A 21,948-nucleotide genomic window follows, 5' to 3' on the forward strand; every position below is an offset into this window, starting at 1 on the left:
TGCAAGCGCGCTGAACACCGATCTCGTTCCCGGCGGCCTGAGGCGGCGCGGCGCCCGAAGCGCGGAAACCGAAGACCCTCATCAAACGCCCCTCACCACACCCCACTGATGTTGAACGACAAGATCCTGACAGCGAGTCGCGACGAGAAGGTCAGTGGCGGAGAGTGAAGAACATCTTGGGACAACGCGAAGGGTGAAACCTCGGGGATCAGCGACACGGGCTCCGCTGGGGTGTGCAAGCTGCGCCGCATTCTCTTCGGAACCGCGATGCCGTGAGGGTCCCTTTCGGGTGGGCTCATACTGTTGCACTAGTGCACGGTATGGTATTTCCCGTTGTTGACGTGGGATCAGGCGTTCGCTTACGTACGGTGTCCACATGAAGTATCTGGAAGGGCCTTTCGCGCCCCTTACTGAAGAAGTCACCGCCTACGACCTGCCTGTCACCGGGCGGATCCCGGCCGAGCTCAACGGCCGCTACCTGCGCAACGGGCCCAACCCTCTGGGCGTGGAAGACCCCGTTGTGCACATCTGGGGCATGGGCCAGGGCATGGTGCACGGGGTGCGGCTGCGTGACGGCCGGGCCGAGTGGTACCGCAACCGCTTCGTGCGCACACCGGGCTTCGCGCCCATGGTGCACGTGATCGAGCACGCTCAGCGCACCTTCGCCTTGGCGGAGGGTGGCCTGCCGCCCGCCGAGTTGGACGAGGAGCTGAACACCGTGGGCGTGTGCGAGCTGGGTGGGACTGCGGAGGGGTTCACGGCGGGGGCGCACTCCAAGCACGACCCGCTCACCGGCGAGTTGCATTCGCTGTCGTACATGCCGGGCCGCGACTTCGTCCAGTACATCATGACCGACCCCGGGGGAAGTGTCGTCCAGACCACCGCCATCCCCATGACGCGGACGCCGTTCATGCACGACTTCGCGCTCACAGAGGAACACGTGGTGTTGTGGGACACGCCGCTGGGTTTCGACGGGTTCGAGTGCCGGTGGTTGCCGGGGCACCCGACGCGTGTGGGGGTCATGCCGCGGACCGGTAGTGACGTGCGCTGGCTGGACATCGATCCGATCCATGTCAGCCACACGCTCAACGCCTACGACGACGGCGACGCGATCGTGGTCGACCTGGTCACGGCCGAGGGGCCGTTCGATCCCGCCGACCCCGGAGCGATCCGGCCCACGCTGGACCGCTGGACGATCACACCGAACAAGATCCACCAGCAGCGCATCGACGACCGGCCGCAGGATTTCCCGCGTGTGAACGAGGCACGTGCCACCCGCCCATACCGATATGGCTACTCGGCCGCGACAGCCCTGTACGGGATTCCGTTCGTGCCCGAGGGCATGCCGCCGGACGACGCATTCACTAATGCCCTGGTCAAGCACGACCTGAAACGAGGGACGAACGAAGTACACGGGTTTGGCAGGGACGAGGCGGTCGGAGAGGCAGTGTTCGCCGCCGCGGGGCAAGGGGAGGACGAGGGGTACCTGCTTACGTACGTGCACAATCCTCGCCGAAACGCCAGCGATCTGGTGATCCTCTCGGCCCAGGACTTCACCGGCGAGCCCGTCGCGCGCGTCCACCTCCCTGTCAGGGTGCCGCTCGGTCTGCACGGCAACTGGCTGCCTGACCGCTGAGACGTGGCAGTATGGCCGTCGTGAACGATCCGCAACCGCCGTACCTCCGGATCGTCGCCGACATCGAGCGGCGCATCGCCGACGGAGAGTTGCAGTCCGGCGCTCCCGTTCCGACCACCAGGGCGATCATGCGCGAATGGGGAGTCGCCATGGCGACGGCCACCAAGGCGCTGGCTGCGCTCAAGCAGGTCGGCGCCATCGAGTCGGTGTCTCGGGTCGGCGCCGTGGTCGCTCCGCGGAGGCTGCCCTCGCGTTCAGCCGGGAGCCTCGAACGCGACCGCGTCGTCCGCGTCGCCATGGAGATCGCCGACGCCGACGGCCTGGCCGCACTGTCCATGCGGGCGGTCGCGGCTAAACTCGGCGTCGCCACCATGGCCCTCTACCGACATCTCGAGGCCAAGGCCGAGTTAACCCAGCTGATCGCCGACGCCGCGTTCGCCGAGATCGAATATCCGGCGCCGCCGCCGGGATGGCGTTCCCACCTGCGGGTGGCCGCTCAGCTACAGTGGGCGGCCTACCAGCGCCATCCCTGGCTGCCACGGCTCGTGTCCATCACCCGGCCGGCCACACTGCCCGGGCAGCTCGCGTACGGGGTATGGACCCTGCGCGCGCTCGACGGCCTCGGCCTGGACCCGATCACCCGCATGCACGTCTACGGCACGATCGTGAACTACGTCCGGGGGACGGCGATCAACATCGAGAGCGAGGCCATCGCTGAACTGGACACGGGCATGACCAGCAAGCAGTGGGGCCAGGCCAAGCTGTCCGTCGCCGGGCCGCTGATCGCCCAGGTCGCGGAGCCGGGCGCGGAGCTCGACCTGGAATCACTGTTCACCTTCGGCCTCGAACGCCTGCTGGACGGCCTGGCCACCGTGATCGCACCCCGGGAGATCCGCCGGTGACCGGGCCTTCACCAGAGTCGGCACGTCGATTGGACGCCGAAGCGGCCCAGTGGCACCGCGGTCTCGACCGCGTCCCTAACTGCGCGCGCAGCGTGGAAGGCCAGCGCACCAGAAGGGGTCCCGGTAGTAACGAAGCGGGAGACAACGGATATGCAGGTCAGCGGCCCACCTTCCAAGCTGTGCCCGAAAGTTCTTAAGGGGCCTCTGACCTGCATATCCGTTGAAAATTTCGCCGATGCTACCGGGACTCCGAGCAGAGCGTTGGTGTTGGCGGTGAGGCCGTGTCCACTGACCCTCCACCCTTGGTTACCGACGTTCGGTGATGCCACGACTATGGCCCGGCCAGCCTGCGACAGGGCATAGAAGAGCTGAACGGGCCGGGTGGCGTAGCCGGCGATACCAGCTGCGCCTAGGAACTGCTCGCACTGCTCCAACGCCGACTGGAACGTCGTGCGCCGCGCGCCCTGTTTCGCATATCCCGGTGGGTCGTGACGAAGCGCGCGCAGATTCCGAAAGGCCGTGCCCACAGATGCCACTCCGCTCCCTTGTCATCGGCACCACCGTACAAAGGGACTCGGCCGCCCATCCACCTGTTACTTCCGCAGGCGCCCCAGATGCTCGGCCGCTCTGACTCTGGCCCGCCAGATCAAGGCCCACGCCCCGCACTGCCGCGTCATCCTCACCATGTACGAGATGAAGCGCCTGAGCCGCGACGCCGCCGAGCTCACCGCCCTGGCCGACCACCTGACCGCGCACGGCCTGGTCCTGGAGATGCTCGCCGGGCCCCTGGCCGGTATCCACGACCCCACCGGGCCCGGCCGCATCCTGTTCGCCTTTTCGCCGCCATGGCCGAAACCGAACGCGACAACGTCCGCGAAGCCACCGTCGAAGGCCTCGATGCCGCCGCCCGCAAAAGCAAGCACGGCGGCCGCCCGCCGGTCATCACCGAAGACATGCTGCACACCGTGCTGCGCCGCCGCCTGAACGGCGAGTCCGTCGAGCAGATCCAGCCCGACCTGATCATCGCCACCGGCAAACGTAAAGGCCATAGCCCCAGCCCGGCCAGCACCTACCGAGCCATGGCCGAACACAACAAACGCCAGGCCTACCCCGAAGCCGTCCAAGCGGCCCACGCCGACTTCGCCACCCTCACCACCAGCCGGTGACTTTCACCCCGACGCCGCCGCGAGGCTACGCCGACCAATCCCAGCGGACTTGCATCTCATGATCGAAGTAGTCGGGCCGGACGACGGAAAGCTGCAGGCAGGTCAGCGCGCCCGTCTTCGTGGGGTGCACGACTTCCACATACCGTGCGCACCCGAACCTCGTGACCCAGCGGGGCAGGAACCGCAGATATTTGAAACCGAAGCTGGCGTAGTGCGCGGTGTCGGCGTTGTAGACGATGTCCTGACCGTGCAGGTGCACATCGCCGAGGTTCACATCCGCCTCCTCGAAGTGCGCCAGCACCGCCGCACCTGCCCGATAGGGCTCTCTTCCCCTGGACCTCAAGATCCAGTCTCCAAGGTGTCCACTTTCAAGGGGGAACGCCCCCCTGCCGACCGTGGCGATGCTGGGCGAGACGATCGTCCACGCGGAGGACATACGGCGCCCGCTGGGCATCCGCCGCGATTACCCGATCACCGCCCTCACCCGGCTGGCCGACTACTACCGGGGTTCCGACCTCGTGGTCCTCGCCAAAGGACGGATCGGCGGCCTGCGACTCGCCGCCGACGACGGCCCCTTCAGGGCCGGCTCCGGCGCGCTCGTGTCCGGCACCACCCTGGCGCTCACGATGGCCATGACCGGGCGCGCGGCGTACTGCGACGACCTCGAAGGCGACGGCGTCGCGATCCTGCGCGACCGCATGGGATGACGTGATCGTCCGGTTTGAACGGTCCCGCTTCCGGCGGCCCCGGGAAGCGATGATCATGACGACGCGGGAGATCTCGCGCGGGTGGCATCCGAACATGGAACCGGTGATCGTGGCCTCCGACCTGGCACTCCCGGCGCTCGCGCTCCTGCTCGTTTCGTTGGTCGGCCGGCGCGCCGACCGGATCGCGGCCGAGGTCGACAGCCGTGATGACGCCCCGCCCGCCGCCTGACCCCCGATGACGCCCGGGCACGGGACAAGGGCCCGGACCGGCGACCGCACGCGACGCGGCCGGCACGCCTGCTCGGCGGGCAGGACCGGCCGGGCGCCCCGCGCGGGCAGGGCCGGCGGGGCGCCCCGCGTGGGTCAGCCGACGCTGGCGATGACGGCGAAGCGCGCGCCGTGAGGGTCGGAGAGCACGGCGAAACGGCCGACGCCCTCGATGTCCGCGGCGGGCGCGACGAGGTCGCCGCCGAGCTCCCGCGCCCGGACGACGGAGGCGTCGCAGTCGGCCACCTCGAAGTACGCCAGCCAGTGCGGCCTGTCGCCCTCCTGAAGCGACATGACGCCTCCCAGGTCCTGGCTGTCGTCCCCGGAGGTCGACAGCAGGAGGTACGGCATGTCGCCGAACGTGATGTCCTGGACCTTCCAGTCGAAGACGGCCTGGTAGAAGGGGCGGACGGCCTCCGTGTCGGGGACGTACAGCTCGAGCCAGGCCAGGGAGCCGTTCTTGGTGACGAGGTCCAGACCCTCGATGGTGCCCGGCTGCCAGACGGCGAACTCGGCGCCGCCGGGATCGGTGAATCCGGCCATCCGGCCCTTGGTGAAGACGTCGTCCGGCGCGATGCGCACGGTCCCGCCCGCCTGCTCGACCGCCTTCGCCGTGGCGTCGGCGTCGGCGGTGTGGAAGTAGGGCGTCCACGCGGAAACCGCTCCCTCCTCGCTGAGCGGCCCGATGGCGGCGACGGTCTTGCCGTCGAGCTGGAAGAAGCCGTAGCCGCCCGCCTGGGGACCGGCCTCCTGGAAATGCCAGCCGAACAAGGAGGAGTAGAAGGCGGCGGTGGCCTCGGTGTCGGGCGTGCCCAGGTCGATCCAGTTGGGGGCGCCGGGGACATATCGGGTGGTGAGCATGGCCTCTCCTTCGATGCGTTCACGTGGCGGTGACCCGGCTCCGGGCTTCCGCGCGCGGGGGCGAAACCAGTGGGCCGGTCGCCCCTCAGCCTGCCAGAGTCCACCGACATTTCCCTCTCCCGCGTACCCGATGCGCGGGAAGCCCGGGAACCACCGGCCCCGCCACCGTGAACACCGGCGAGCGGACCTGCCGGCCGGCGTCGTGCGAGCTCCGTACGGACGTTCAGGTGAAGCGCCGGTAGGTGATGGGGGACGCGCCGGCCACCGTCTGGATCTTGACGTGGTCGCCCGGTTTCGGGGCGGCGATCATCTGGCCGTCGCCCATGTAGACGGCGCAGTGGGTCGCCGGATCGCCGAAGAAGACGATGTCGCCCGGCTGCGGCGGGCCGGTGATCGGCCGGCCGCTCGCCTGGTATCCGGCGGCGGTGTTGTCCCCGATCTTGATGCCCGCCTCGTTCAGCGAGACGTGCACCAGACCGCTGCAGTCGAACGCGTTGGGCCCGTCGGCGCCCCAGACGTAGGGCTTGCCGATGTGGCTCCTCGCGGCGGCCACGACGTCGGCTCCGGTGCCGTCGCCGGTGACCGTGTACGGGATCGCCTGGCCGCCCCCTCCTCCACCGCCTCCACTGCCACCGCCCGAGCCGCCGCCGTCGTTCCCGGACGACGAGCCGCCGCCCTGTCCACCGCCGCCCCGCGAGCCGGGTTCCGTACCGGCGAGCGTGGTGCGGAGCTCCTCCTCGGGCACCGGCACCCACCGGGTGGTGTGCCCGGGGCCGGGGACGAAGTCCTGGTCGCCCGCGGCCGGGATGGCGGAGAACACCGTGGTGTCGCCGAGATGCTTGTCGATCTCGCGCCGCGCGGTGGACAGCGCGGTCTCGGCCGAGTCGATGTGCCCCCGCACCTGGGACACCGCCATCTCGACCTGCCGGCCGATGCCCGGCTTGAGCTGCTCCTCGGTGGCGTGCGGGTTGCGGCGCCGGTATTCCGCCACCCACGTCAGCAGGTCGCCGCAGACGCGCTCGGCGTCCGACCTCGCCGTCTCGACGGCGCCGGCGGCGGTGTCCAGGGAGTTCGCGCAGTCGCCCAGCGCGTCCCGCAGGGAACCGCCGGCCTTGTCGTACCGCCGCATGTACGCGACGAAGGCGTCGGCGGAGGCGCCCCTCCAGGCGGTGTCCACCTGGTTGACCGCGTTCCTCAGGAGCCTGAACGGATCGGCGGACGAGCTGACCGCCTTGCGCCACCGGGTGGCGATCGCCCGGATCGCGGCGGGGTCCCCGTCCGTCTTCTTCACCAGCGCGGCCAGGGCCTGCCCTCCGGGCAGCGCCGCCACGGAGTCCATGTCGGTCATATGACCGGAAGATGACTCGTGGTGCCCCGCTCGGCCGCGGTCACGTTGTCCTCGATCGTGTCGAGGGCACGTTCGACGCCGTCAAGACGGCTCTTCACCGTGCCCAGCTCGCCGTCCGCGTACCCTTCGACCCGGCCGATCGCGTCGGCCAGCTCCCGGGCGCCGGTCAGGGTCCCGAAGAGCGACGAGCTCGCGCCGCCCTTGGCGGGGAAGTCGTCGCCGACGGTGGCGAGCCTTCCCCCCTGGGTGTTCACCGTGACGCGCAGCTTGGCCAGCGCCTCGCGATTCAGATCGAGGTTTCCCACCGGAGCCGACTCCCTCCGCCGTCGCCGAGATACCACCCGCTCGGACACCGGTTCGGCGCGTTGGCCGGTTGCCTGCCCACCGTCCGGCCATATCTACCAAGAAGCGATCATATCCAGCGAACCGTGATCATCGCAGTACAAAAACCTATCCGTCCCCGTGGTTCGCTGGTCGCGGTCCCGCCGGCAACCATGGCGTCGCCCTGCATTGTGATGACACGGTGAGGACGAGAAATCCGCGCGGTCCGCCCGCTGCCCGTCGATCGTGCCGCGGGGCGTTCCGGGCGCGATCAGCCCAGGCGGTGCTCGTACAGCTTCCGCAGTTCCTCGACGCGGCCCTCCGGCCGGCGCCGGGGCTCGCCCTGGACGACGGCCTCGAAGAGCGCCTCCAGGTGCGCCTGCCAGGCGGCGAGCGCCGTCGCGCGGAGATCGGCCAGTCGCGCGGGAACCGTCTGCGTCAGCACCACCCGGGTGCCCCGCGCGGGATCGTGCGCGAGCTCCCAGCGCACCCGCCCCGCGGGCTCGCCGTCATGGAGCCAGTCGTACTCCAGGACGCGCGGCGCCCCGGCCTCCGTCACCGGGCCCGTGGGCACGTACGGGTTCGTGAACCACGCCGACGGCTCCGCGCCCGGCCGGGGGTCGTCCCGCTCGGCGAGGATGTCCCACACCTCCTCGACGGGCTTCCACATCAGGTCGCGCGCGAACCTCACGAGGTGGCCGTCGCCGCTCTCCCGCGTCTCGCCCTCGGCCAGCCCGAAGGCCTCGACGTAGGCCCCGATGCGGTCGGCCCAGTCCGAGGGCTGCTCGGAGGGCTCGCCGTCCAGCGTGGCCAGCAGCGCGACCAGGCAGACGTCCCAGCCCGCCGCGGTGCGGCCCGCGGTCAGCCGACCGGCCCACCCGCCTCCCAGCGTGTGGGTGAAGACGAGCCGGCACCCCGGCCCGTCGGGGAGCACCTCGAAACGCAGCACGTCCTGGTTCCAGCGGAAGGCGTACACCTTCGGGGGGTCGAACTCGAGGATCCGGCCGTGGGTGAGGTCGTCCCCGCCCTCGAAGGTGAAGCGCATCGCGGCGCCGACCACCTGCTCGGTCTCCACCGTCGCCGGGAACCAGTGGACCATCTCGGCCGGGTCGGTGACGGCCTTCCAGACCTTCTCCGGGGAGTGGGCCAGCCGCCGTTCGAAGCGCAGCACCGGCCGGTCGTCGACGGTCCGCAGGGTCGCCTGTTGTTCCTCCATTATGTTGCCCTTTCTCAGGTTTTGTCGGATTACTGATGTCTCGTCAGGCCTCTTCCGGCATGGTGTCGAGGTGGCGTTCGAGCGCGTCCAGGCCGGCCTCCCACATGCTCCGGTAGGGCTCGAGCCAGGCGGCCATCTCGGCGAGCGGCTCCGGACGCAGCCGGTACCACCGGCGCTGCGCGTCGTGCCTGACCTCGACCAGGCCCGCCTCGCGCAGGATCCTCAGGTGCTTCGACACCGTCGGCTGGGTCAGCGCGAGCCGCTCGACGAGGTCGCCCACGGGACGCTCGCCGGTGCGGAGCAGGTCGAGGATCTCCCGGCGCCGGGGCTCGGCCAGTACTTCGAATGTGGTTGCCACTTCGGCAATATAGCTGGATTGGCATATAAGATGTCAAGGAGCATGGAGGGCGAGCCAGGCGTCGCGTCCGGCGTACGGGAGGGGAGTGCGTGGTTCGCGGGTTTCCGCGCGGGCGGCAGATGCCGGCGCCGGAAGGTGGGTGACCCGCGCGGCCACCCCGGGCCGCCCGGGGCGATTCGAGCCGTGGCGCCGGAGCCTCAGCGGGAGACGGTCTCGATCCTTCGCCTCCCGGCCATGACCACCACCACGATCGCGTAGAGGCCGAGCTGCACGACCGTTCCCGCCAGGGTCTGCCAGGGCACCGACCCCTGCTTCAGCGCCTCCGGCAGGCTCCCGTCGGCTCCGCTGACCCCGAACGCCAGCACGTTGTTGGCCACGTGCAGGGCGATGGCGGCCTCCAGGCCGCCGGTCCGCACCGCCAGCCAGCCCATCAGCGCCCCGAAGGCGAAAACGTCGATGACGCCCCAGTCGACGTAGGCGTGCACCGCGGTGAAGCCGGCGGCGCTCAGCAGGATGCCGGGCCACGGGTTGGAGAGGAAGGCGCCGAACGCCTGGATCAGCCATCCCCGGAACACGTACTCCTCGGCGGCGGCCTGGAAGGGCACCAGGAGCAGGGTGACGGCCAGGGCGGGCAGGAAGCGCTCCCAGCCCACCCAGCCGAACATGTCGCCGAGGTTCTTCCCGGTGGCGACGTAGGTGACGGCGACCGCGGCCTGGCCCAGCACCACGGCGCCGATCGCCACCGCCGTGCACCGCGCTATCCACCGCCACCGCAGGCGGCCCACGACCGAGGAGAGGGTGCCGGGCGGGCGCCGCTGGATCCACGCCACCACGCCGTACACGACGGGCAGGACGGCCGCGATCGAGAGCAGGTTGATCCCCAGGTCGAACACCGGATCGGTGAAGATCTGCCCGTCGGATCCGCCCATCTCGACGCCCGCGATCACGCCGGCCGTCGCACCGCCGAGGATGACGGCGAGCCCGGCCAGCATGAGGCCCGCGAGGCCCGCGACCGTGCCCAGCACCGGCCGCCACCAGGCGTGCAGGCGGGTGCGCGCCAGCCGGTCGTAGCGGCTGCCGGGCGGTGCCGGCACCAGCCAGGGGTCGCGCCGGGGCGGGGGCGGGGAGTGCTCCATGGGTACGCCGGGCGCGTCCGGAGCACCGGGAACGCCGAACCGGTGGGGCGGCGGGCCGGGAGGCTGGGCGGGGGGCTGGAGGGGCTCCGCCGCGGGCCGAGGGTCCTGGGGGACGTGCATGGATTCGTTCCGTTCCGATGGATTCGCGGAGTTCATGAGGGTTCATGAAATCAGGGGGCGGGGCGCGCCTCATCGAGCTCGACGCTCCACCCGGGATCCCGGTCCCCTTCCGGCACAACGACACCCGATGCCGTTCGGTTCCGCGCCGTTCCCTTCGGGGACGTCACGGGGTCCCGGCGGGCGGTCCCGGTGGAGGCCCCGGCCCTGAGCTCCGGAATCCGGTTTGAGCTGGTGTTTCGTGGATGGATCTCGCGGGGTGGGGTAGGTCGTCGATCAACGTCCACGACCGGCCGGCACCCCCTTGGGGCCGAGGCCGGGTCTCCACACCGGAGGGATCGAGATGAGTGAATACGAGCGTTCCCGTACGATCGCCGCACCGCCGGAGGTGGTGTTCGACCGGGCGGGCGATCTGGACAACCTTGACGAGTGGCTCCCGCACGACCTGCACGTGCACCCGGGAGACCTGCCCGCGGTGACGGTGCACGACGACACCGGCGGGCAGGACTCCACCGGGCAGGACTTCCGCGCGCTGCTGCGCACCGAGCGAGACCAGCTCCGGATGGAGTGGGGCACCCGCGACGACGGCAGCTACGCCGGGTGGCTCCAGGTGGCCGGCATCGGCGACGCCGAGAGCGAGGTGACGATCCACCTGTCCTTCTTCGACGAGGCGCACGCCCCGCCGGGCGACGCGGTCGACCGGGCGCTCGGCGACAGCCTGGAGCGGCTGGCCGGTCAGGTCGACCGGCGAGGCGGCTGATCCCCCTCCGGTGGCCGCGTGCGGGCGGCCGTACGCGACCGTACGCCGGGCCGGTCCCGGCTCCGGCGGCCCGGCGGGTACACGACACCGTCCCGGCCGGGCTTCCCGGCGTACCGGCCGCGTCCCCGAGCCGACCCGCGTCACGTCCCGGAAGATCACGCTCCGCGGACGTTGGTCATGATCGCGTAGACCGAGCTGGAGGCCGTCATGAACAGCCAGTTGCGCTTGAGGCCGCCGAAGACCAGGTTGGAGGTCTTCTCGGGAAGCCTGAGCCTGCCGATCAGGGTGCCGTCCGGGGCGAAGCAGTGCAGCCCCTCGTGCGTCGCCGCCCAGATCCGGCCGGCGATGTCGAGCCTGATCCCGTCGAGGCCGCCCGCCGAGCATTCCGCGAGCACCCTGCCGTTCTCCAGCGCGGCGCCGCGCACGTCGAAGACCCGCAGATGCCCGCGGTGAGTGTCGGCGACGTAGAGCAGGGACTCGTCCGGCGAGAAGGCCAGGCCGTTGGGGCGGGCGAAGTCGTCGGCCACCGCCGTGACCTCTCCGGTGGCGGGGTCGAGACGGTAGACCTGGTCGTTGCCGATCTCGCTTTCCGCGCGGTGGCCCTCGTAGTCGCTGGTGATGCCGTAACTGGGGTCGGTGAACCAGACGGAGTCGTCCGACCTGACCACCACGTCGTTGGGGCTGTTGAGACGCCTGCCCTGCCAGCTGTCGGCGATGACGGTGATGGAGCCGTCGTGCTCGGTACGGGTCACCCGCCGGTTGCCGTGCTCGCAGGAGATCAGCCGGCCCTGCCGGTCGAGAGTGTGACCGTTGGTGTAGCCGGCCGGGACGCGGAAGGGACCGACGTTTCCGGTCATCTCATCCCATCGGAGCATCCTGTCGTTGGGGATGTCGCTCCACAGCAGATAGCGGCCCGCCGCGACGTAGGTGGGACCTTCGGCCCAGCGGCAACCGTGGTGGATCCGCTCGATCCGCTCGTCGCCCCCGACGCCGACGAACCGTTCGTCGAGCACCTCGAACTCCGCCGCGATAGATTCCATCATGCAATCCTCCTTGATCACAGAATATGATACGGCGATGGACAAGATTGACAAGACGTTGGTCAGCCTCCTTCAGGTCGATGCCGGCCAGTCTTACGCCGCGCTCGGCGCGGCGGTGGGGCTGTCGAGCGGCGCCGCGCACGAGCGGGTGCGCAAACTGCGTGAACGGGGGCTGATCCGGCGGACGACCATCGAGGTCGATCCCATCGCCGCGGGCAGGGGCGTGCTGTCGTTCGTGCTCGTGGAGGGAGGGGCGTGGATGGGCGCGTCGGGCGAGGCACTGCTGGCGATTCCCGAGATCGAGGAGGCGCACGTCATCGCGGGCCCGGCGTCACTGCTGGTCAAGGTGCGCACGGCGAGCACCCGGGAACTGCAGGAGGTGCTGCGCAGGATCTTCGAGATCGAGGGGGTGACCGGGACGCAGACCGTCATGGTGCTGGAGAGCTTCTTCGAGCGTGGCCTGCATGTCCCTCACTAGGGTGCGAGAAGGCCTCCGCCGGTCACTACCGGCGGAGGTCCTCGCCGGTACCGAGCCCGGAACGGTGAGCGATGACGGCCAGCGCCGTGCGGTCCCGCGCGTCGAGCTTGGTCAGGATCCGGCTGACGTAGGTGCGTACGGTGGCCGGGCTGATGAAGAGCGCGGCGGCGATCCTGTCGTTGGTCTCGGCATGACCGATGCGGGCCAGGACGGCGAGTTCCCGTTCGGTCAGCGTGGCCAGCCGCGGGTCCGGCTCGGGCGGTCGCGGGGTCTGGGCGAGACGTTCCATGACGCGCCGGGCGATCGCGGGGGAGAGCACGTTGCCGCCGCCCGCGGCCGTCCGCACCGCCTTGCGGAGGTCCTCCGACGGTGTGTCCTTGAGGAGGTAGCCGGCGGCTCCCACGGTGACGGCCTCGACGATGTCCTCCTCGTCGTCGAACGTGGTCAGGATCAGCACCCGCGAGCCCCTCAGGGACTCGTCGGCGCGGATGGCCGCGGTCGCCGCGAGCCCGTCCATGCCGGGCATGCGGATGTCCATGAGCACGACGTCCGGGTGGAGCTCCCGGACGCGGGAGAGCGCGGCACGCCCCTCCGAGGCCTCGCCGACGACGGTGATGCCCGGATCGTTCTCGAGGAGTGTCCGCAGTCCCGCGCGCACGAGCTCCTGATCGTCGACGATGACCACGCCTATCATGACGTCCTCTCCAGAGGGAGGACGGCCCGGACCGCGAATCCCGCGGACTCGCGTCCGGCCGTCAGGGTGCCGCCGAGGGTCTCGGCCCGCTCGCGCATCCCGGCGATGCCGTGTCCCGGACCGATGCCGTGTCCCGGACCGATGCCGTGTCCCGGACCGACGCCGTGACCTGAGCCGACGCCGTGTCCCGGGCCGCCGTCACGGACCTGTCCGGGACCGTCGTCGACGACGGACAGGCGCAGGACCGCGCCGTCGTCGAGCGCGGTGATGCGGGCACGGGTGCCGCGGGAGTGCTTGACGATGTTGGTGACCGCCTCCTGGACGATCCTGAACGCCGAGGCGTCCACCGTCGCGGGAAGCTCGGCGGTGACGCGCATCTCGATGTCGATGTCGATCCCCGCGGCCGCGGCGGTCTCGCGGAGTGTGCCGACGCTGGACAACGAGACGACCGACCTCGCGTCCTCGTCCGGGGTACGGAGCAGGGCGACGGTCCTGCGCAGCTCGCTCATCGTGCGGGTGGTGGTGGACTTGATCAGGTCGAGAGCCGCCCGGGTCTGCGACTCGTCGCGGCCGAGCGACTCGCGGGCGACATCGGCGTGCAGGGAGATCACGGAGGTCGTGTGGCCGATCGAGTCGTGCAGGTCACGCGCGATGGCCAGGCGTTCTGCGTGCAGCCGGGCGTCCGCTTCCTGCCGGTACCGCTGGGCGGTGAGCTCGGCGATCCGTCTCGCTCCCGCCTGCGCGTTTCGCCGCGACCTCAGGCTGTCTCCCAGGGCGATCGCAGCGGCCATGAGCAGGATGTGCCCGGCCAGTTCGTACCCGACGACGAACGAGAAGTCATCTCCCTCGGCCAGGCGGAAGAACAGCGAGACCGCGATCACGACGGTGGCGGTGACGACGGCATGGACGAGACGGCCGAACTCGGCCGCCGAGAACAGCGCCGCGGCGACGGGGACCGCGATCCCGACGGCCGGATAGCCGGCGGCGTAGTAGGCGAACAGTCCCAGGGCGGTGACGGCGAGCACGGTCACCGGGTGGCGTCGCCGGGCGAGCATCAGTGCTCCCAGTCCCACGGCCCACAGGTGGGCGATCACGTCCGGGCTCTGCCGTCCTCCCTGGCCGGCGGAGATGACGATCGACACGATGAGAGCGACGCCCGCACCGATCAGGGCGTCGACCGCCCAGGGCGGAAGTCTCCTCAGCGCCTGCCCGTACCGCTCTTCGATCATGAATTCACCCTATGGCGCCGTCCCGTCGCTCCGCGTTCCGCGTGAGGCGACGCCGGCGGTCGCCTCTCGACGTACCGGCATCGAGACCGGAGACGGATGTGCCGCGTCCCCGGCGCTTCCTAGCGTGAGGCCATGACCTCTCGAAACACCCGGCCGCGTCAACCGCTCGCCTCCGGACGCCCGGTCCTCGGGCTGCCCGTGCTCGCCGTGATCGGACTCGCTCTTCTCGCGGCGCCCCGGGTCGTGCTCCACGACCTGGACGTCATCCACGAGGGTACCTTCGTGAACGCCCTGTTCGTCTTCGTGCCTCCGGTCGTCTGGATCGCGGTCGCCCTCTGGAAACGGGTGCCCAACCCCTTCCTCACCCTCCTCGTCGTGGGCCTGTTCTACGGCGTCTTCCTGGCCGCGGGACATCAGCTGCTCTGGAACTCCGCGTTCGGCGGCAACCCGCCCGCGCTCGGCGGAAACCTGAGCGACCTCGACCCGGCCACGCAGTCCGCCGTCCTGCGGCTCTTCGCCGCGATCAGCAGCGTCTTCACCGGTGTGATCGTCGGAGCGATCACCGGCCTCGTCGCCTGGGGACTCGGCAAGGTCGTTCCCTCCAGCCCCCGGAGGCCCTGAACGGGACGCGGCCCTCCCGGTGCCCCGGACCGGGCGTGACCCTCCCGGTCCGCCGGACGCGTGCGTGTCTCCGACAGTGCGCGACGAGCGGAGTCTTCCGCTGTTCAGGGGCCCCTACCGGCCCTGCCGCAGGCCTCCGGTTCCCGGAAAAGCGTGTCTAAACTGGTTCGCATGATCTCTCGGAGCGAACTGTTCGCGGGTGCCGCCACCTACTACGCGCGTTACCGGCACGGCTACGAAACAGAGATCATCGACTACATCGCGGACATGCTGGACCTCGACGACCGGGTACGGGTGCTGGACCTCGGGTGCGGTCCGGGCACGCTGGCGATCCCCCTCGCGTCCCGGGCCGGGGAGATCCTGGCCGTGGACCCCAGCGAGGAGATGCTCGCCGAGGGGGTCCGGTGGGGCACGCCCGGCATCCGCTGGCTGCGGGGCGACTCCTCGACGCTCGGAGAGCTGCCGCTCGGCCCGGTCGACCACGTCGTCATGGGCCGTTCCTTCCACTGGATGGAGCGCGAGCGGGTGCTCCGGCGTTTCGACGGGCTGCTCCCCGCGCACGGGGCGGTCGTCCTCGCCGGTCCCACCACCGACCCGGTCGAGCCGCCCTGGGAGCCGGTGGTGCAGGCCGTACGGCAGACGTTCGGCCTGGAGTGGCGGGCGAACAGCGAGGAGTACGCCCAGAGCGGGCGGCACCATCAGGAGGTGCTGCGCGAGTCGGCGTTCCGCCGGCTGGAGTCCCGGTGTTTCGCCCGCACGGTCCGGCAGTCCGTCGACGAGATCGTGGGGTTGCAGCTGTCGTTCTCCTACTCCTCGCCCGCGCGACTCGGTGAGCGCCTGCCCGCGTTCACGGAGGCGGTGCGCGAGGCGCTGGCCGCGGCGAACCCGTCGGGGGAGTGGCAGGAGGAGGTCGTCACCGAGATAGTCGTCGCGCGCAGGTCGTGACACGGGTCGTGACGGCTGCCGCACGCGTGTCTCGAACGCCCCGTTCGCCCGGTCGCGCCTCGTGGCGGCGCCGGGCCTGAGGGACCTTCCCGGAGCTCGCGGGGGTCCTCACCCGCGTGCTGGGCAGGCCCGTCGAGCACCGGGAGGTCACCGACGCGGAGGCCGGTTGGCCGGGGGGCGTGTTCCCCGCGGTGCGCGCCGGGGCCCTCGCCGAGACCGGCCCCGACCTCGCGCGCCTTCTGGACCGGCCGCCGTCCGGGCCGGAGGAGACGGTCGGCGCCCTCATCGCGCGTACGGCCGGCTGAGCGGCGTCGGCCGAGCGGCCCCGACGGCGATCGGCCCGGGTGACGGCGGGGCCGGAAGACCGATCAGGTCAGATAGTCGCGCAGGGCCCGCGAGCGCGAGGGGTGGCGCAGCTTCGTCATGGTCTTGGACTCGATCTGCCGGATGCGCTCGCGGGTCACCCCGTAGGCGCGCCCGATCTCCTCCAGCGTCTTGGGCCGGCCGTCGCCGAGCCCGAACCGCATCGCCACCACCCCGGCCTCACGCTCGGACAGCGCCTCCAGGATCGTGTGCAGCTGCTCCTGCAGCAGCGCGGAGGCCACCGCGTCCTCGGGGGTGATCGCCTCGGAGTCCTCGATGAGGTCGCCGAACTCGCTGTCGCCCTCGGTGCCCAGCGGGCTGTGCAGGGAGATCGGCTCTCGCCCGTACCCCTGGACCTCGACGACCCGCTCCGGGGTCATCTCCAGCTCCACGGCCAGCTCCTCGGGGGTGGGCTCGCGGCCCAGGTCGGTCGTCATCTGCCGGTGCACGCGCGCCAGCTTGTTGATCACTTCGACCATGTGCACGGGGATGCGGATGGTGCGGGCCTGGTCGGCGAGCGCCCGGGTGATCGCCTGCTTGATCCACCAGGTGGCGTACGTGGAGAACTTGAATCCCTTGGTGTAGTCGAACTTCTCCACGGCGCGGATCAGCCCCAGGTTGCCCTCCTGGATCAGGTCCAGGAACAGCATGCCCCGGCCGGTGTGACGCTTGGCCAGCGACACCACCAGGCGCAGGTTGGCCTCCAGCAGGTGGTTCTTGGCCCGGTGGCCGTCCTCGGCGAGCCATTCGAGCTCCGCGCGCACGTCGGGCTGGAGCCGGTCGCCGTCGTTGAGCCGTTCGGTGGCGAACAGCCCGGCCTCGATGCGCCTGGCGAGCTCGACCTCCTGCTCGGCGTTGAGGAGGGGGATCCTGCCGATCTGCTTGAGATAGTCCTTGACCGGGTCGGTGCTCGCCCCGACGGTCGCCTCCAGGGCTGCGGGTGCCTCGTCGTCGTCGGTCAGGACCAGGTCCTCTTCCTCAACCTCGACAACCTCAACGGTGCCTTCCACGGTGGCGGCTTCCATGGCGTTCACACCTTCCCCAGGTCTGGTCAGATACAACAACCCGTGCAGTTCAAGGTACGTCCCGCGACGGTGTGCTGCGGCGCCTGGCTCGCCGTCGCGTCCTTCGCTGGGAGCGGAGAGCTCCGCCGCCGGGAACTCTCACGGAGGGCGCGGCCGTCCCGTTCGACGCCGAGCGGCCGCCGGGCCGCCTTCCCGGCGGGGAAGGCGGCCCGGCGGATCTTCCGGCGACGCTGCGGGCGTTGCCGTGATGGTGGGCGTCCGGGGGAGGGAGGGGGAGCGGAGGCCGGATCTCGTCGAACCCCGCCGGACCCCACCGGGTCAGGACGAATCAGAACGAATCAGGCTGGATTAGGCCGTATCTGGCCGGATCAGGCCGGGAAGTCGTTCGGGTTGACGCCGGTCGTCCGGGCGTTGCCGCCCCTGACCGGGTTGAGGGTCAGGGTCCAGATGGTCGAGCTGGACGAGGTCGTGGTGAACCTCAGCTTGCTGGTGAAGCGCTGGTAGGAGGGGGAGCCGGTGAACCTGCCCCGGGAGGTGCTGAACCGGTGACCGGAGGTGAAGAAGATCGTGTAGGTGCCGTCCCTGACATCGCGGACCGAGGCCGTCGACCGGGCGCGGACGTAGATGCTGATCGCCTTGGACCTGCCGCGGACCAGCGTGACGACGGCGTCCCTGCCGGTGCCGTTCTTGACCTTCAGCGTGCCCCGCCCACCGCTGATGCGGTCGTAGAGGATCTTTCCGTTACCCGGTCGCGCGGCGGCCTCGGTCGAGGAGACGGCGACGGTTTCCCGGGCCGAGGCGGTCGCGGGGGCGGCGACGGAGCCGGCCAGCAGAACGGACGCGAGGGTGGCTCCCGCGAGGTGGCGTAAACGAATCATTGCGTAAATATGGCTAATTCCTGGTTGCCGGTCAAAGCAATTCGCGACCGCACTGACTCTTTGGGTGATTTGTATGGGTATTTAGGTCCTCTGGCGAGCGCTCGGGCGGTGTGCGGGATCCGGGGTCCTCCGGTCGGGGCCCCGCAGGCTCCGAGTCGCGGCACCGCCCGGTTTCGGCGGTCAATATCGTTTTCTGGTGGTCTTCGAGGGGCGAAGGAAGGTCAATACAATTCGTCTGATGTCGATGACCCCGATGACCCCGATACCCCGAGGATCGCGAGGATCGCGAGGATGAAAGTCATGCCGTGGCCGGTGCCTCGATCCGCGCGGGCCGGGGCGCCGGTCGCGCGGGCCGGGGCGCCGGTCGCGCGGGCCGGGGCGCCGGTCGCGCGGGCCGTCCGGCGTGGCGCGGGCCTGATCGCGGGGGGCGTGACGGGTGTCGCCGAGCTCGGCTTCCTGTGCGTCGCGGGCGGGCTGTTCGCGGTCCTGGCGGCGTGGCCCGCGGGCCGGCGCGCCGCCCGGCGCTTCGCGGCGGCGGGAACGGCGCGGTTGGTCGCGCTGGAACACGCCCGGCTGGCGGCGTGCTTCGACCACGGCACCGGCGTGTGGTCCGGCCACGGTTCCGGCGGGGGGCCGGCGAGGAGCGCGTACGGCTACCTCGCGCTGCGGGCGGCGTTCGGCACGTTCGCGAGCCTTCTGACCTTCACCGGTCTCTTCGTCGGCCTGCTGTTCCTGGCCGGCGGCGCCGGGGAACTGCTCTCCGGCGCGTCGTCCCCGGTCCCGCTGCGGTATCCCGGCGTGCGCCTGACGGTCGACAGCGGGCCGCTGGGCACCGCCTACGGGCTGGTCCTGCTGGGGCTGGCCGCGCTGTGCGGCGCGGCGACGGTGGCCGCCGAGCGGCGGCTGGCCGCGTACTTCGCCGGTCCCGGGGAGCGGGAGGCGATGCGCCGCCGCATCGCGGAGCTGACCGCCACCCGCAGCGGCATCGTGCGGGCCGTCGACGACGAGCGGCGGCGCATCGAGCGTGACCTGCACGACGGCGTCCAGCAGAGGGGCGTGGCCCTGGGAATGCTGCTGGGCCGGGCTCGGCACGGCGCCGACCCGGCCGCGGTCGCCGCCCTCGTGGACCAGGCGTACGCGGAGTCACGCCGCCTCCTCGACGAGCTGCGCGGCGTGGCCTGGCGGATCTACCCGGCCGCGCTGGACGAGCTGGGCCTGCGCGCGGCCCTGGCCGGGGTGGCGGAACGGGCGGGCGTGCCGGTGACCGTCCGCTACGGCCTCGCGGAACGCCCGGTGTCCGAGATCGAGACGGCCGTCTACTTCGTGGCCCGCGAGGCCATCGCCAACGCCGCGAAACACGCGGGTGCCGGCGGCGTCCTGGTGGTCCTGAGCGAGGACGAGCACGCGGTGACCGTGGAGATCTCCGACGACGGCCGGGGCGGGGCGGATCCCGCCGGTGGCGGGCTGTCCGGGCTGGAGCGGCGGGTTCTGGCGCTGGACGGCGCCTTCGAGGTGGACAGTCCCCCCGGTGGCCCGACCAGGGTCACGGCGACGCTGCCCCGCGGCGGGTCCGAACGCCCGGAGCCGTCATGAGGCTGATCCTCGCCGACGACTCCGTACTGTTCCGCGAGGGCCTGGTCCGTCTCCTGGAGGACGCGGGTCACGAGGTGGTGGCGGCGGTGGGCGACTCCGCGGGGCTGCTCGAGGCCGTGGACGGGCACCGCCCCGACGTGGCGATCGTGGACGTGCGCATGCCGCCGGGCCAGGCGGGCGAGGGGCTGCGGGCCTCGCTGACTATCCGGGAGCGCCAGCCGGGCGTGGGCGTGCTCGTACTGTCGCAGTACGTCGAGACGGCCTACGCCGCCCGGCTGCTCGCCGGAGCCCCCGAGGGGCTGGGCTACCTGCTCAAGGACCGGGTGACCGAGGTGGGCGAGTTCCTGGAGTCGCTGGAGCGGGTCCGCGCGGGCGGGACGGTCTTCGACCCGGAGGTGGTCCGGCGGCTGCTCGCCCGCACCACCCGCACCGACCCGCTGAGCAGGCTCACCCGGCGGGAGTCCCAGGTGCTGGAGCAGCTCGCCCAGGGGCTCGTCAACGCCGCGATCGCCGAGCGTCTGCACGTGTCGCAGAGCACGGTGGAGAAGCACATCAACGCGATCTTCGACAAGTTCGGGCTGTCGCGCACCCCCGGCTACAGCCGGCGCGTCCTGGCCATCCTGCGCTATCTGGACGGCTGAGCGGCGCCGGGCGCGGGCGTCCGGCGCGCCCGGACCAGGTGGCCGATCCGTACGGGGACCAGGACCGCGCAGGCCCCGGTGGCGAGGACGAGCCAGATCATGAAGGACGGGTAGATGTAGGCCACCTGTGTCCAGGTGATGTCCTTCCCCCTGGCCAGCATCCCGAAGACGTCGGTGATCGTCAGGCACAGCACCCCCGGCAGCGCGTACGGCAGCAGTCGCGCCGCCGCGCGCCACGCCGGGTGACCGGCACGCCGCGCCGCCCACCGGCGGGAGCGGGCCAGCCCGCGGCCCGCCAGCAGGAGCGTCACGGCGGCGGCCGCCGCGATGGCGAGGTCGATGATCAGGTGCGGGGGGATCGAGGGGGGTGCCTCGGGCTCCTGTCCCTCGGCCATGGCGACCAGCGCGTCCGCGACGGCGTCGCTGTCGGCGTACGCCGTGCCGGTGTTGGCCATCACCGCGATGCCGTACCCCGACCGGGGCAGGAGCTTCTGCTGGGCCGTCGCGGTGAGCAGGTCGCCGCCGTGCCCGACGACCGGTGAGCCGTTTCCCGTCGTGCCGATCGACCACCCCAGGGCGTAGGAGTCGTTGATCTTGGACGGGGTGCGCATCTCCGCGACGCTCGCGGCGGAGACGACGCGGACACCGCCCGGTCCGACCCCCTCGCCGCTCTGCATGATCATCCACCGGGCCATGTCCCCGGCAGTGCTGACCACCCCGCCGGAGCCGTTCCCGAACCCCGGGGGCTCGGGAAGGGCGAGCGTGGCGCCGAGCAGGTGGAGGTGGCCCCGCGCGCTCGCGGGGAGGTCGCGCTCGGTGTCGATCGTGGTGCTGTTCCGCATGCCGAGCGGGCCGAACACGTGTTTTTCGAGGTAACCGGCGAAGGGCACGCCGCTCGCCACCTCGACCAGTCGCGCGGCGACCTGGAAGTTGGTGTTGTGGTAGCTCCACCGCGTGCCGGGGTCGGCGGCCAGCCTCGCCCCCCTCAGCCGCGCCACGGCCTCGCGGAGCGATCGGGGCTGGGGCAGGCTCCTCTCGGGAAAGGCCTGGTCGGCCATGCCCGAGGTCTGGTCAAGCAACTGGCGGACGGTGATGCGGGCCGCCCGCGGATCGGCCATCACGAACTCGGGGAGCCGGACGCGCACCGGTTCGTCGAGCCTGACCACTCCCTTCTCCACCAGTTGCATGACGGCCAGGGAGGTGAAGGACTTGCTGAGCGACGCGGTCGCCATGGGGGTGTCCGCCGTGACGGGATCGCCGGAGGAGGTACGGCCGTAGCCGGCGACGTGGACGACCTCGTTCCCCCTGGTGACGGCGACGGCGACCCCCGGCAGTCCGGTCGCCTCCCGGTAGGCCTTCACGAAACGGTCGACGGACGCGGGATCGATGTCCCGGAGGGCGGTATTCGTCCCCGCCGATGACACCGGCGCCGATGACGTCGGCGCCGACGACGCCGTCGCGAACGGGGCCGGCGCGAACGAGGCCGCCGTCAGGAGGGCCGTCGCGAACATGACGGGGCGGGCCACCGGGCGGCGGCCGGCGGGGCGCCGGGAGAGCGGACCATTTGTGATCTTGAATTCGGGCACCAGTCGACGTTACGAACACCGCTCCGCCCGGACCATCGTGAGATCCCTCCGCGTTCCCCT

At 71.1% G+C, this 21,948-nt stretch carries 25 protein-coding genes and 1 pseudogene; 12 read left to right on the forward strand and 14 right to left on the reverse strand.

What is annotated here, in order from left to right:
- Positions 1-376 precede the first annotated feature (376 nt).
- Entirely contained in the window at positions 377-1,636 is a 1,260-nt protein-coding gene (locus ACVCAG_RS40540; protein WP_447191392.1) for a carotenoid oxygenase family protein, read from the forward strand.
- Between the two features lie 11 nt (positions 1,637-1,647).
- On the forward strand, positions 1,648-2,538 hold the full coding sequence (locus tag ACVCAG_RS40545; protein ID WP_447191393.1) for a GntR family transcriptional regulator: 891 nt from the start codon (positions 1,648-1,650) through the stop codon (positions 2,536-2,538).
- Between the two features lie 8 nt (positions 2,539-2,546).
- Here ACVCAG_RS40545 and ACVCAG_RS40550 read toward each other — a convergent pair whose 3' ends face one another.
- The gene (locus ACVCAG_RS40550; RefSeq protein WP_447191394.1) at positions 2,547-3,074 is read right to left on the reverse strand and encodes a YaaC family protein; all 528 of its coding nucleotides are present in this window, start codon (positions 3,072-3,074) and stop codon (positions 2,547-2,549) included.
- 309 nt (positions 3,075-3,383) lie between these two features.
- Here ACVCAG_RS40550 and ACVCAG_RS40555 point away from each other — a divergent pair, with 309 nt between their 5' ends.
- Complete coding sequence (locus ACVCAG_RS40555) at positions 3,384-3,704, forward strand: hypothetical protein (RefSeq protein ID WP_447191395.1); 321 nt, start codon at positions 3,384-3,386, stop codon at positions 3,702-3,704.
- Positions 3,705-3,729: 25 nt separating this feature from the next.
- Here ACVCAG_RS40555 and ACVCAG_RS40560 read toward each other — a convergent pair whose 3' ends face one another.
- Positions 3,730-4,005: a hypothetical protein gene (locus ACVCAG_RS40560; RefSeq protein ID WP_447191396.1), complete on the reverse strand. Its 276-nt coding sequence runs from the start codon at positions 4,003-4,005 to the stop codon at positions 3,730-3,732.
- Between the two features lie 94 nt (positions 4,006-4,099).
- On the opposite strand from ACVCAG_RS40560, the gene ACVCAG_RS40565 reads away from it, so the two are divergent.
- Together ACVCAG_RS40565 and ACVCAG_RS40570 are read left to right on the forward strand one after the other, a co-directional pair.
- Positions 4,100-4,411 carry a hypothetical protein gene (locus tag ACVCAG_RS40565; RefSeq protein ID WP_447191397.1) on the forward strand — a complete coding sequence of 104 codons (312 nt, stop codon included), beginning with the start codon at positions 4,100-4,102 and terminating at the stop codon, positions 4,409-4,411.
- Between the two features lie 55 nt (positions 4,412-4,466).
- Complete coding sequence (locus ACVCAG_RS40570) at positions 4,467-4,640, forward strand: hypothetical protein (protein WP_440088722.1); 174 nt, start codon at positions 4,467-4,469, stop codon at positions 4,638-4,640.
- A gap of 134 nt (positions 4,641-4,774) precedes the next feature.
- Here ACVCAG_RS40570 and ACVCAG_RS40575 read toward each other — a convergent pair whose 3' ends face one another.
- The 6 genes from ACVCAG_RS40575 to ACVCAG_RS40600 all read right to left on the reverse strand — a co-directional run bounded on the left by ACVCAG_RS40575 (position 4,775) and on the right by ACVCAG_RS40600 (position 10,038).
- A complete protein-coding gene (locus ACVCAG_RS40575; protein ID WP_440088723.1) occupies positions 4,775-5,539 on the reverse strand; it encodes a VOC family protein in 765 nt (254 codons plus the stop codon).
- A gap of 223 nt (positions 5,540-5,762) precedes the next feature.
- The gene (locus tag ACVCAG_RS40580) at positions 5,763-6,887 is read right to left on the reverse strand and encodes an NlpC/P60 family protein (RefSeq protein ID WP_440088725.1); all 1,125 of its coding nucleotides are present in this window, start codon (positions 6,885-6,887) and stop codon (positions 5,763-5,765) included.
- Positions 6,884-7,192 carry a hypothetical protein gene (locus ACVCAG_RS40585; RefSeq protein ID WP_440088726.1) on the reverse strand — a complete coding sequence of 103 codons (309 nt, stop codon included), beginning with the start codon at positions 7,190-7,192 and terminating at the stop codon, positions 6,884-6,886. The genes ACVCAG_RS40580 and ACVCAG_RS40585 overlap by 4 nt, the downstream gene beginning before the upstream one ends.
- 287 nt (positions 7,193-7,479) lie before the next feature.
- Positions 7,480-8,424, reverse strand: coding sequence for an SRPBCC domain-containing protein (locus ACVCAG_RS40590; protein ID WP_440088727.1), 945 nt, complete (start codon positions 8,422-8,424; stop codon positions 7,480-7,482).
- Between the two features lie 43 nt (positions 8,425-8,467).
- Positions 8,468-8,782 (reverse strand): metalloregulator ArsR/SmtB family transcription factor, encoded by a 315-nt coding sequence (locus ACVCAG_RS40595; RefSeq protein ID WP_440088729.1) that lies wholly within the window; start codon positions 8,780-8,782, stop codon positions 8,468-8,470.
- Between the two features lie 197 nt (positions 8,783-8,979).
- Complete coding sequence (locus tag ACVCAG_RS40600) at positions 8,980-10,038, reverse strand: CPBP family intramembrane glutamic endopeptidase (RefSeq protein ID WP_447191398.1); 1,059 nt, start codon at positions 10,036-10,038, stop codon at positions 8,980-8,982.
- 340 nt (positions 10,039-10,378) lie between these two features.
- Here ACVCAG_RS40600 and ACVCAG_RS40605 point away from each other — a divergent pair, with 340 nt between their 5' ends.
- Complete coding sequence (locus ACVCAG_RS40605; protein WP_440073599.1) at positions 10,379-10,795, forward strand: SRPBCC family protein; 417 nt, start codon at positions 10,379-10,381, stop codon at positions 10,793-10,795.
- Between the two features lie 155 nt (positions 10,796-10,950).
- Here ACVCAG_RS40605 and ACVCAG_RS40610 read toward each other — a convergent pair whose 3' ends face one another.
- Entirely contained in the window at positions 10,951-11,838 is an 888-nt protein-coding gene (locus tag ACVCAG_RS40610) for an SMP-30/gluconolactonase/LRE family protein (protein WP_440088733.1), read from the reverse strand.
- A 34-nt stretch (positions 11,839-11,872) separates the two neighbouring features.
- Here ACVCAG_RS40610 and ACVCAG_RS40615 point away from each other — a divergent pair, with 34 nt between their 5' ends.
- On the forward strand, positions 11,873-12,313 hold the full coding sequence (locus tag ACVCAG_RS40615) for an Lrp/AsnC ligand binding domain-containing protein (RefSeq protein WP_440088734.1): 441 nt from the start codon (positions 11,873-11,875) through the stop codon (positions 12,311-12,313).
- A gap of 25 nt (positions 12,314-12,338) precedes the next feature.
- Here the strand turns inward: ACVCAG_RS40615 and ACVCAG_RS40620 are convergent, their stop codons facing one another.
- Positions 12,339-13,007 (reverse strand): response regulator, encoded by a 669-nt coding sequence (locus ACVCAG_RS40620; RefSeq protein WP_440088735.1) that lies wholly within the window; start codon positions 13,005-13,007, stop codon positions 12,339-12,341.
- Positions 13,004-14,236, reverse strand: a complete 1,233-nt coding sequence (locus tag ACVCAG_RS40625) for a sensor histidine kinase (protein ID WP_447191399.1) — start codon at positions 14,234-14,236, stop codon at positions 13,004-13,006. Before ACVCAG_RS40625 ends, ACVCAG_RS40620 begins: the two co-directional genes overlap by 4 nt.
- Positions 14,237-14,368: 132 nt before the next feature.
- Here ACVCAG_RS40625 and ACVCAG_RS40630 point away from each other — a divergent pair, with 132 nt between their 5' ends.
- From ACVCAG_RS40630 to ACVCAG_RS40640, 3 genes are all read left to right on the forward strand, one after another.
- Positions 14,369-14,857: a hypothetical protein gene (locus ACVCAG_RS40630; RefSeq protein ID WP_440088738.1), complete on the forward strand. Its 489-nt coding sequence runs from the start codon at positions 14,369-14,371 to the stop codon at positions 14,855-14,857.
- A gap of 171 nt (positions 14,858-15,028) precedes the next feature.
- Complete coding sequence (locus ACVCAG_RS40635) at positions 15,029-15,802, forward strand: methyltransferase domain-containing protein (RefSeq protein WP_440088740.1); 774 nt, start codon at positions 15,029-15,031, stop codon at positions 15,800-15,802.
- Between the two features lie 116 nt (positions 15,803-15,918).
- A complete protein-coding gene (locus ACVCAG_RS40640) occupies positions 15,919-16,107 on the forward strand; it encodes a hypothetical protein (RefSeq protein ID WP_440088741.1) in 189 nt (62 codons plus the stop codon).
- 63 nt (positions 16,108-16,170) lie between these two features.
- Here the strand turns inward: ACVCAG_RS40640 and ACVCAG_RS40645 are convergent.
- Together ACVCAG_RS40645 and ACVCAG_RS40650 are read right to left on the reverse strand one after the other, a co-directional pair.
- Positions 16,171-17,139, reverse strand: a pseudogene (locus ACVCAG_RS40645) (RNA polymerase sigma factor); the annotation flags it as partial.
- A gap of 419 nt (positions 17,140-17,558) precedes the next feature.
- Positions 17,559-18,068, reverse strand: a complete 510-nt coding sequence (locus ACVCAG_RS40650) for a hypothetical protein (protein ID WP_447191400.1) — start codon at positions 18,066-18,068, stop codon at positions 17,559-17,561.
- Positions 18,069-18,359: 291 nt separating this feature from the next.
- Between ACVCAG_RS40650 and ACVCAG_RS40655 the strand changes: the two genes are divergently transcribed.
- Both ACVCAG_RS40655 and ACVCAG_RS40660 read left to right on the forward strand, forming a co-directional pair.
- Complete coding sequence (locus tag ACVCAG_RS40655) at positions 18,360-19,661, forward strand: sensor histidine kinase (RefSeq protein WP_447191401.1); 1,302 nt, start codon at positions 18,360-18,362, stop codon at positions 19,659-19,661.
- The gene (locus ACVCAG_RS40660) at positions 19,658-20,302 is read left to right on the forward strand and encodes a response regulator (protein WP_440088744.1); all 645 of its coding nucleotides are present in this window, start codon (positions 19,658-19,660) and stop codon (positions 20,300-20,302) included. Before ACVCAG_RS40655 ends, ACVCAG_RS40660 begins: the two co-directional genes overlap by 4 nt.
- Here ACVCAG_RS40660 and ACVCAG_RS40665 read toward each other — a convergent pair.
- Positions 20,287-21,888 (reverse strand): serine hydrolase domain-containing protein, encoded by a 1,602-nt coding sequence (locus ACVCAG_RS40665; protein ID WP_447191402.1) that lies wholly within the window; start codon positions 21,886-21,888, stop codon positions 20,287-20,289. The genes ACVCAG_RS40660 and ACVCAG_RS40665 overlap by 16 nt on opposite strands.
- Positions 21,889-21,948 lie beyond the last annotated feature (60 nt).

The organism is Streptosporangium sp. G12 (genome assembly GCF_052983175.1).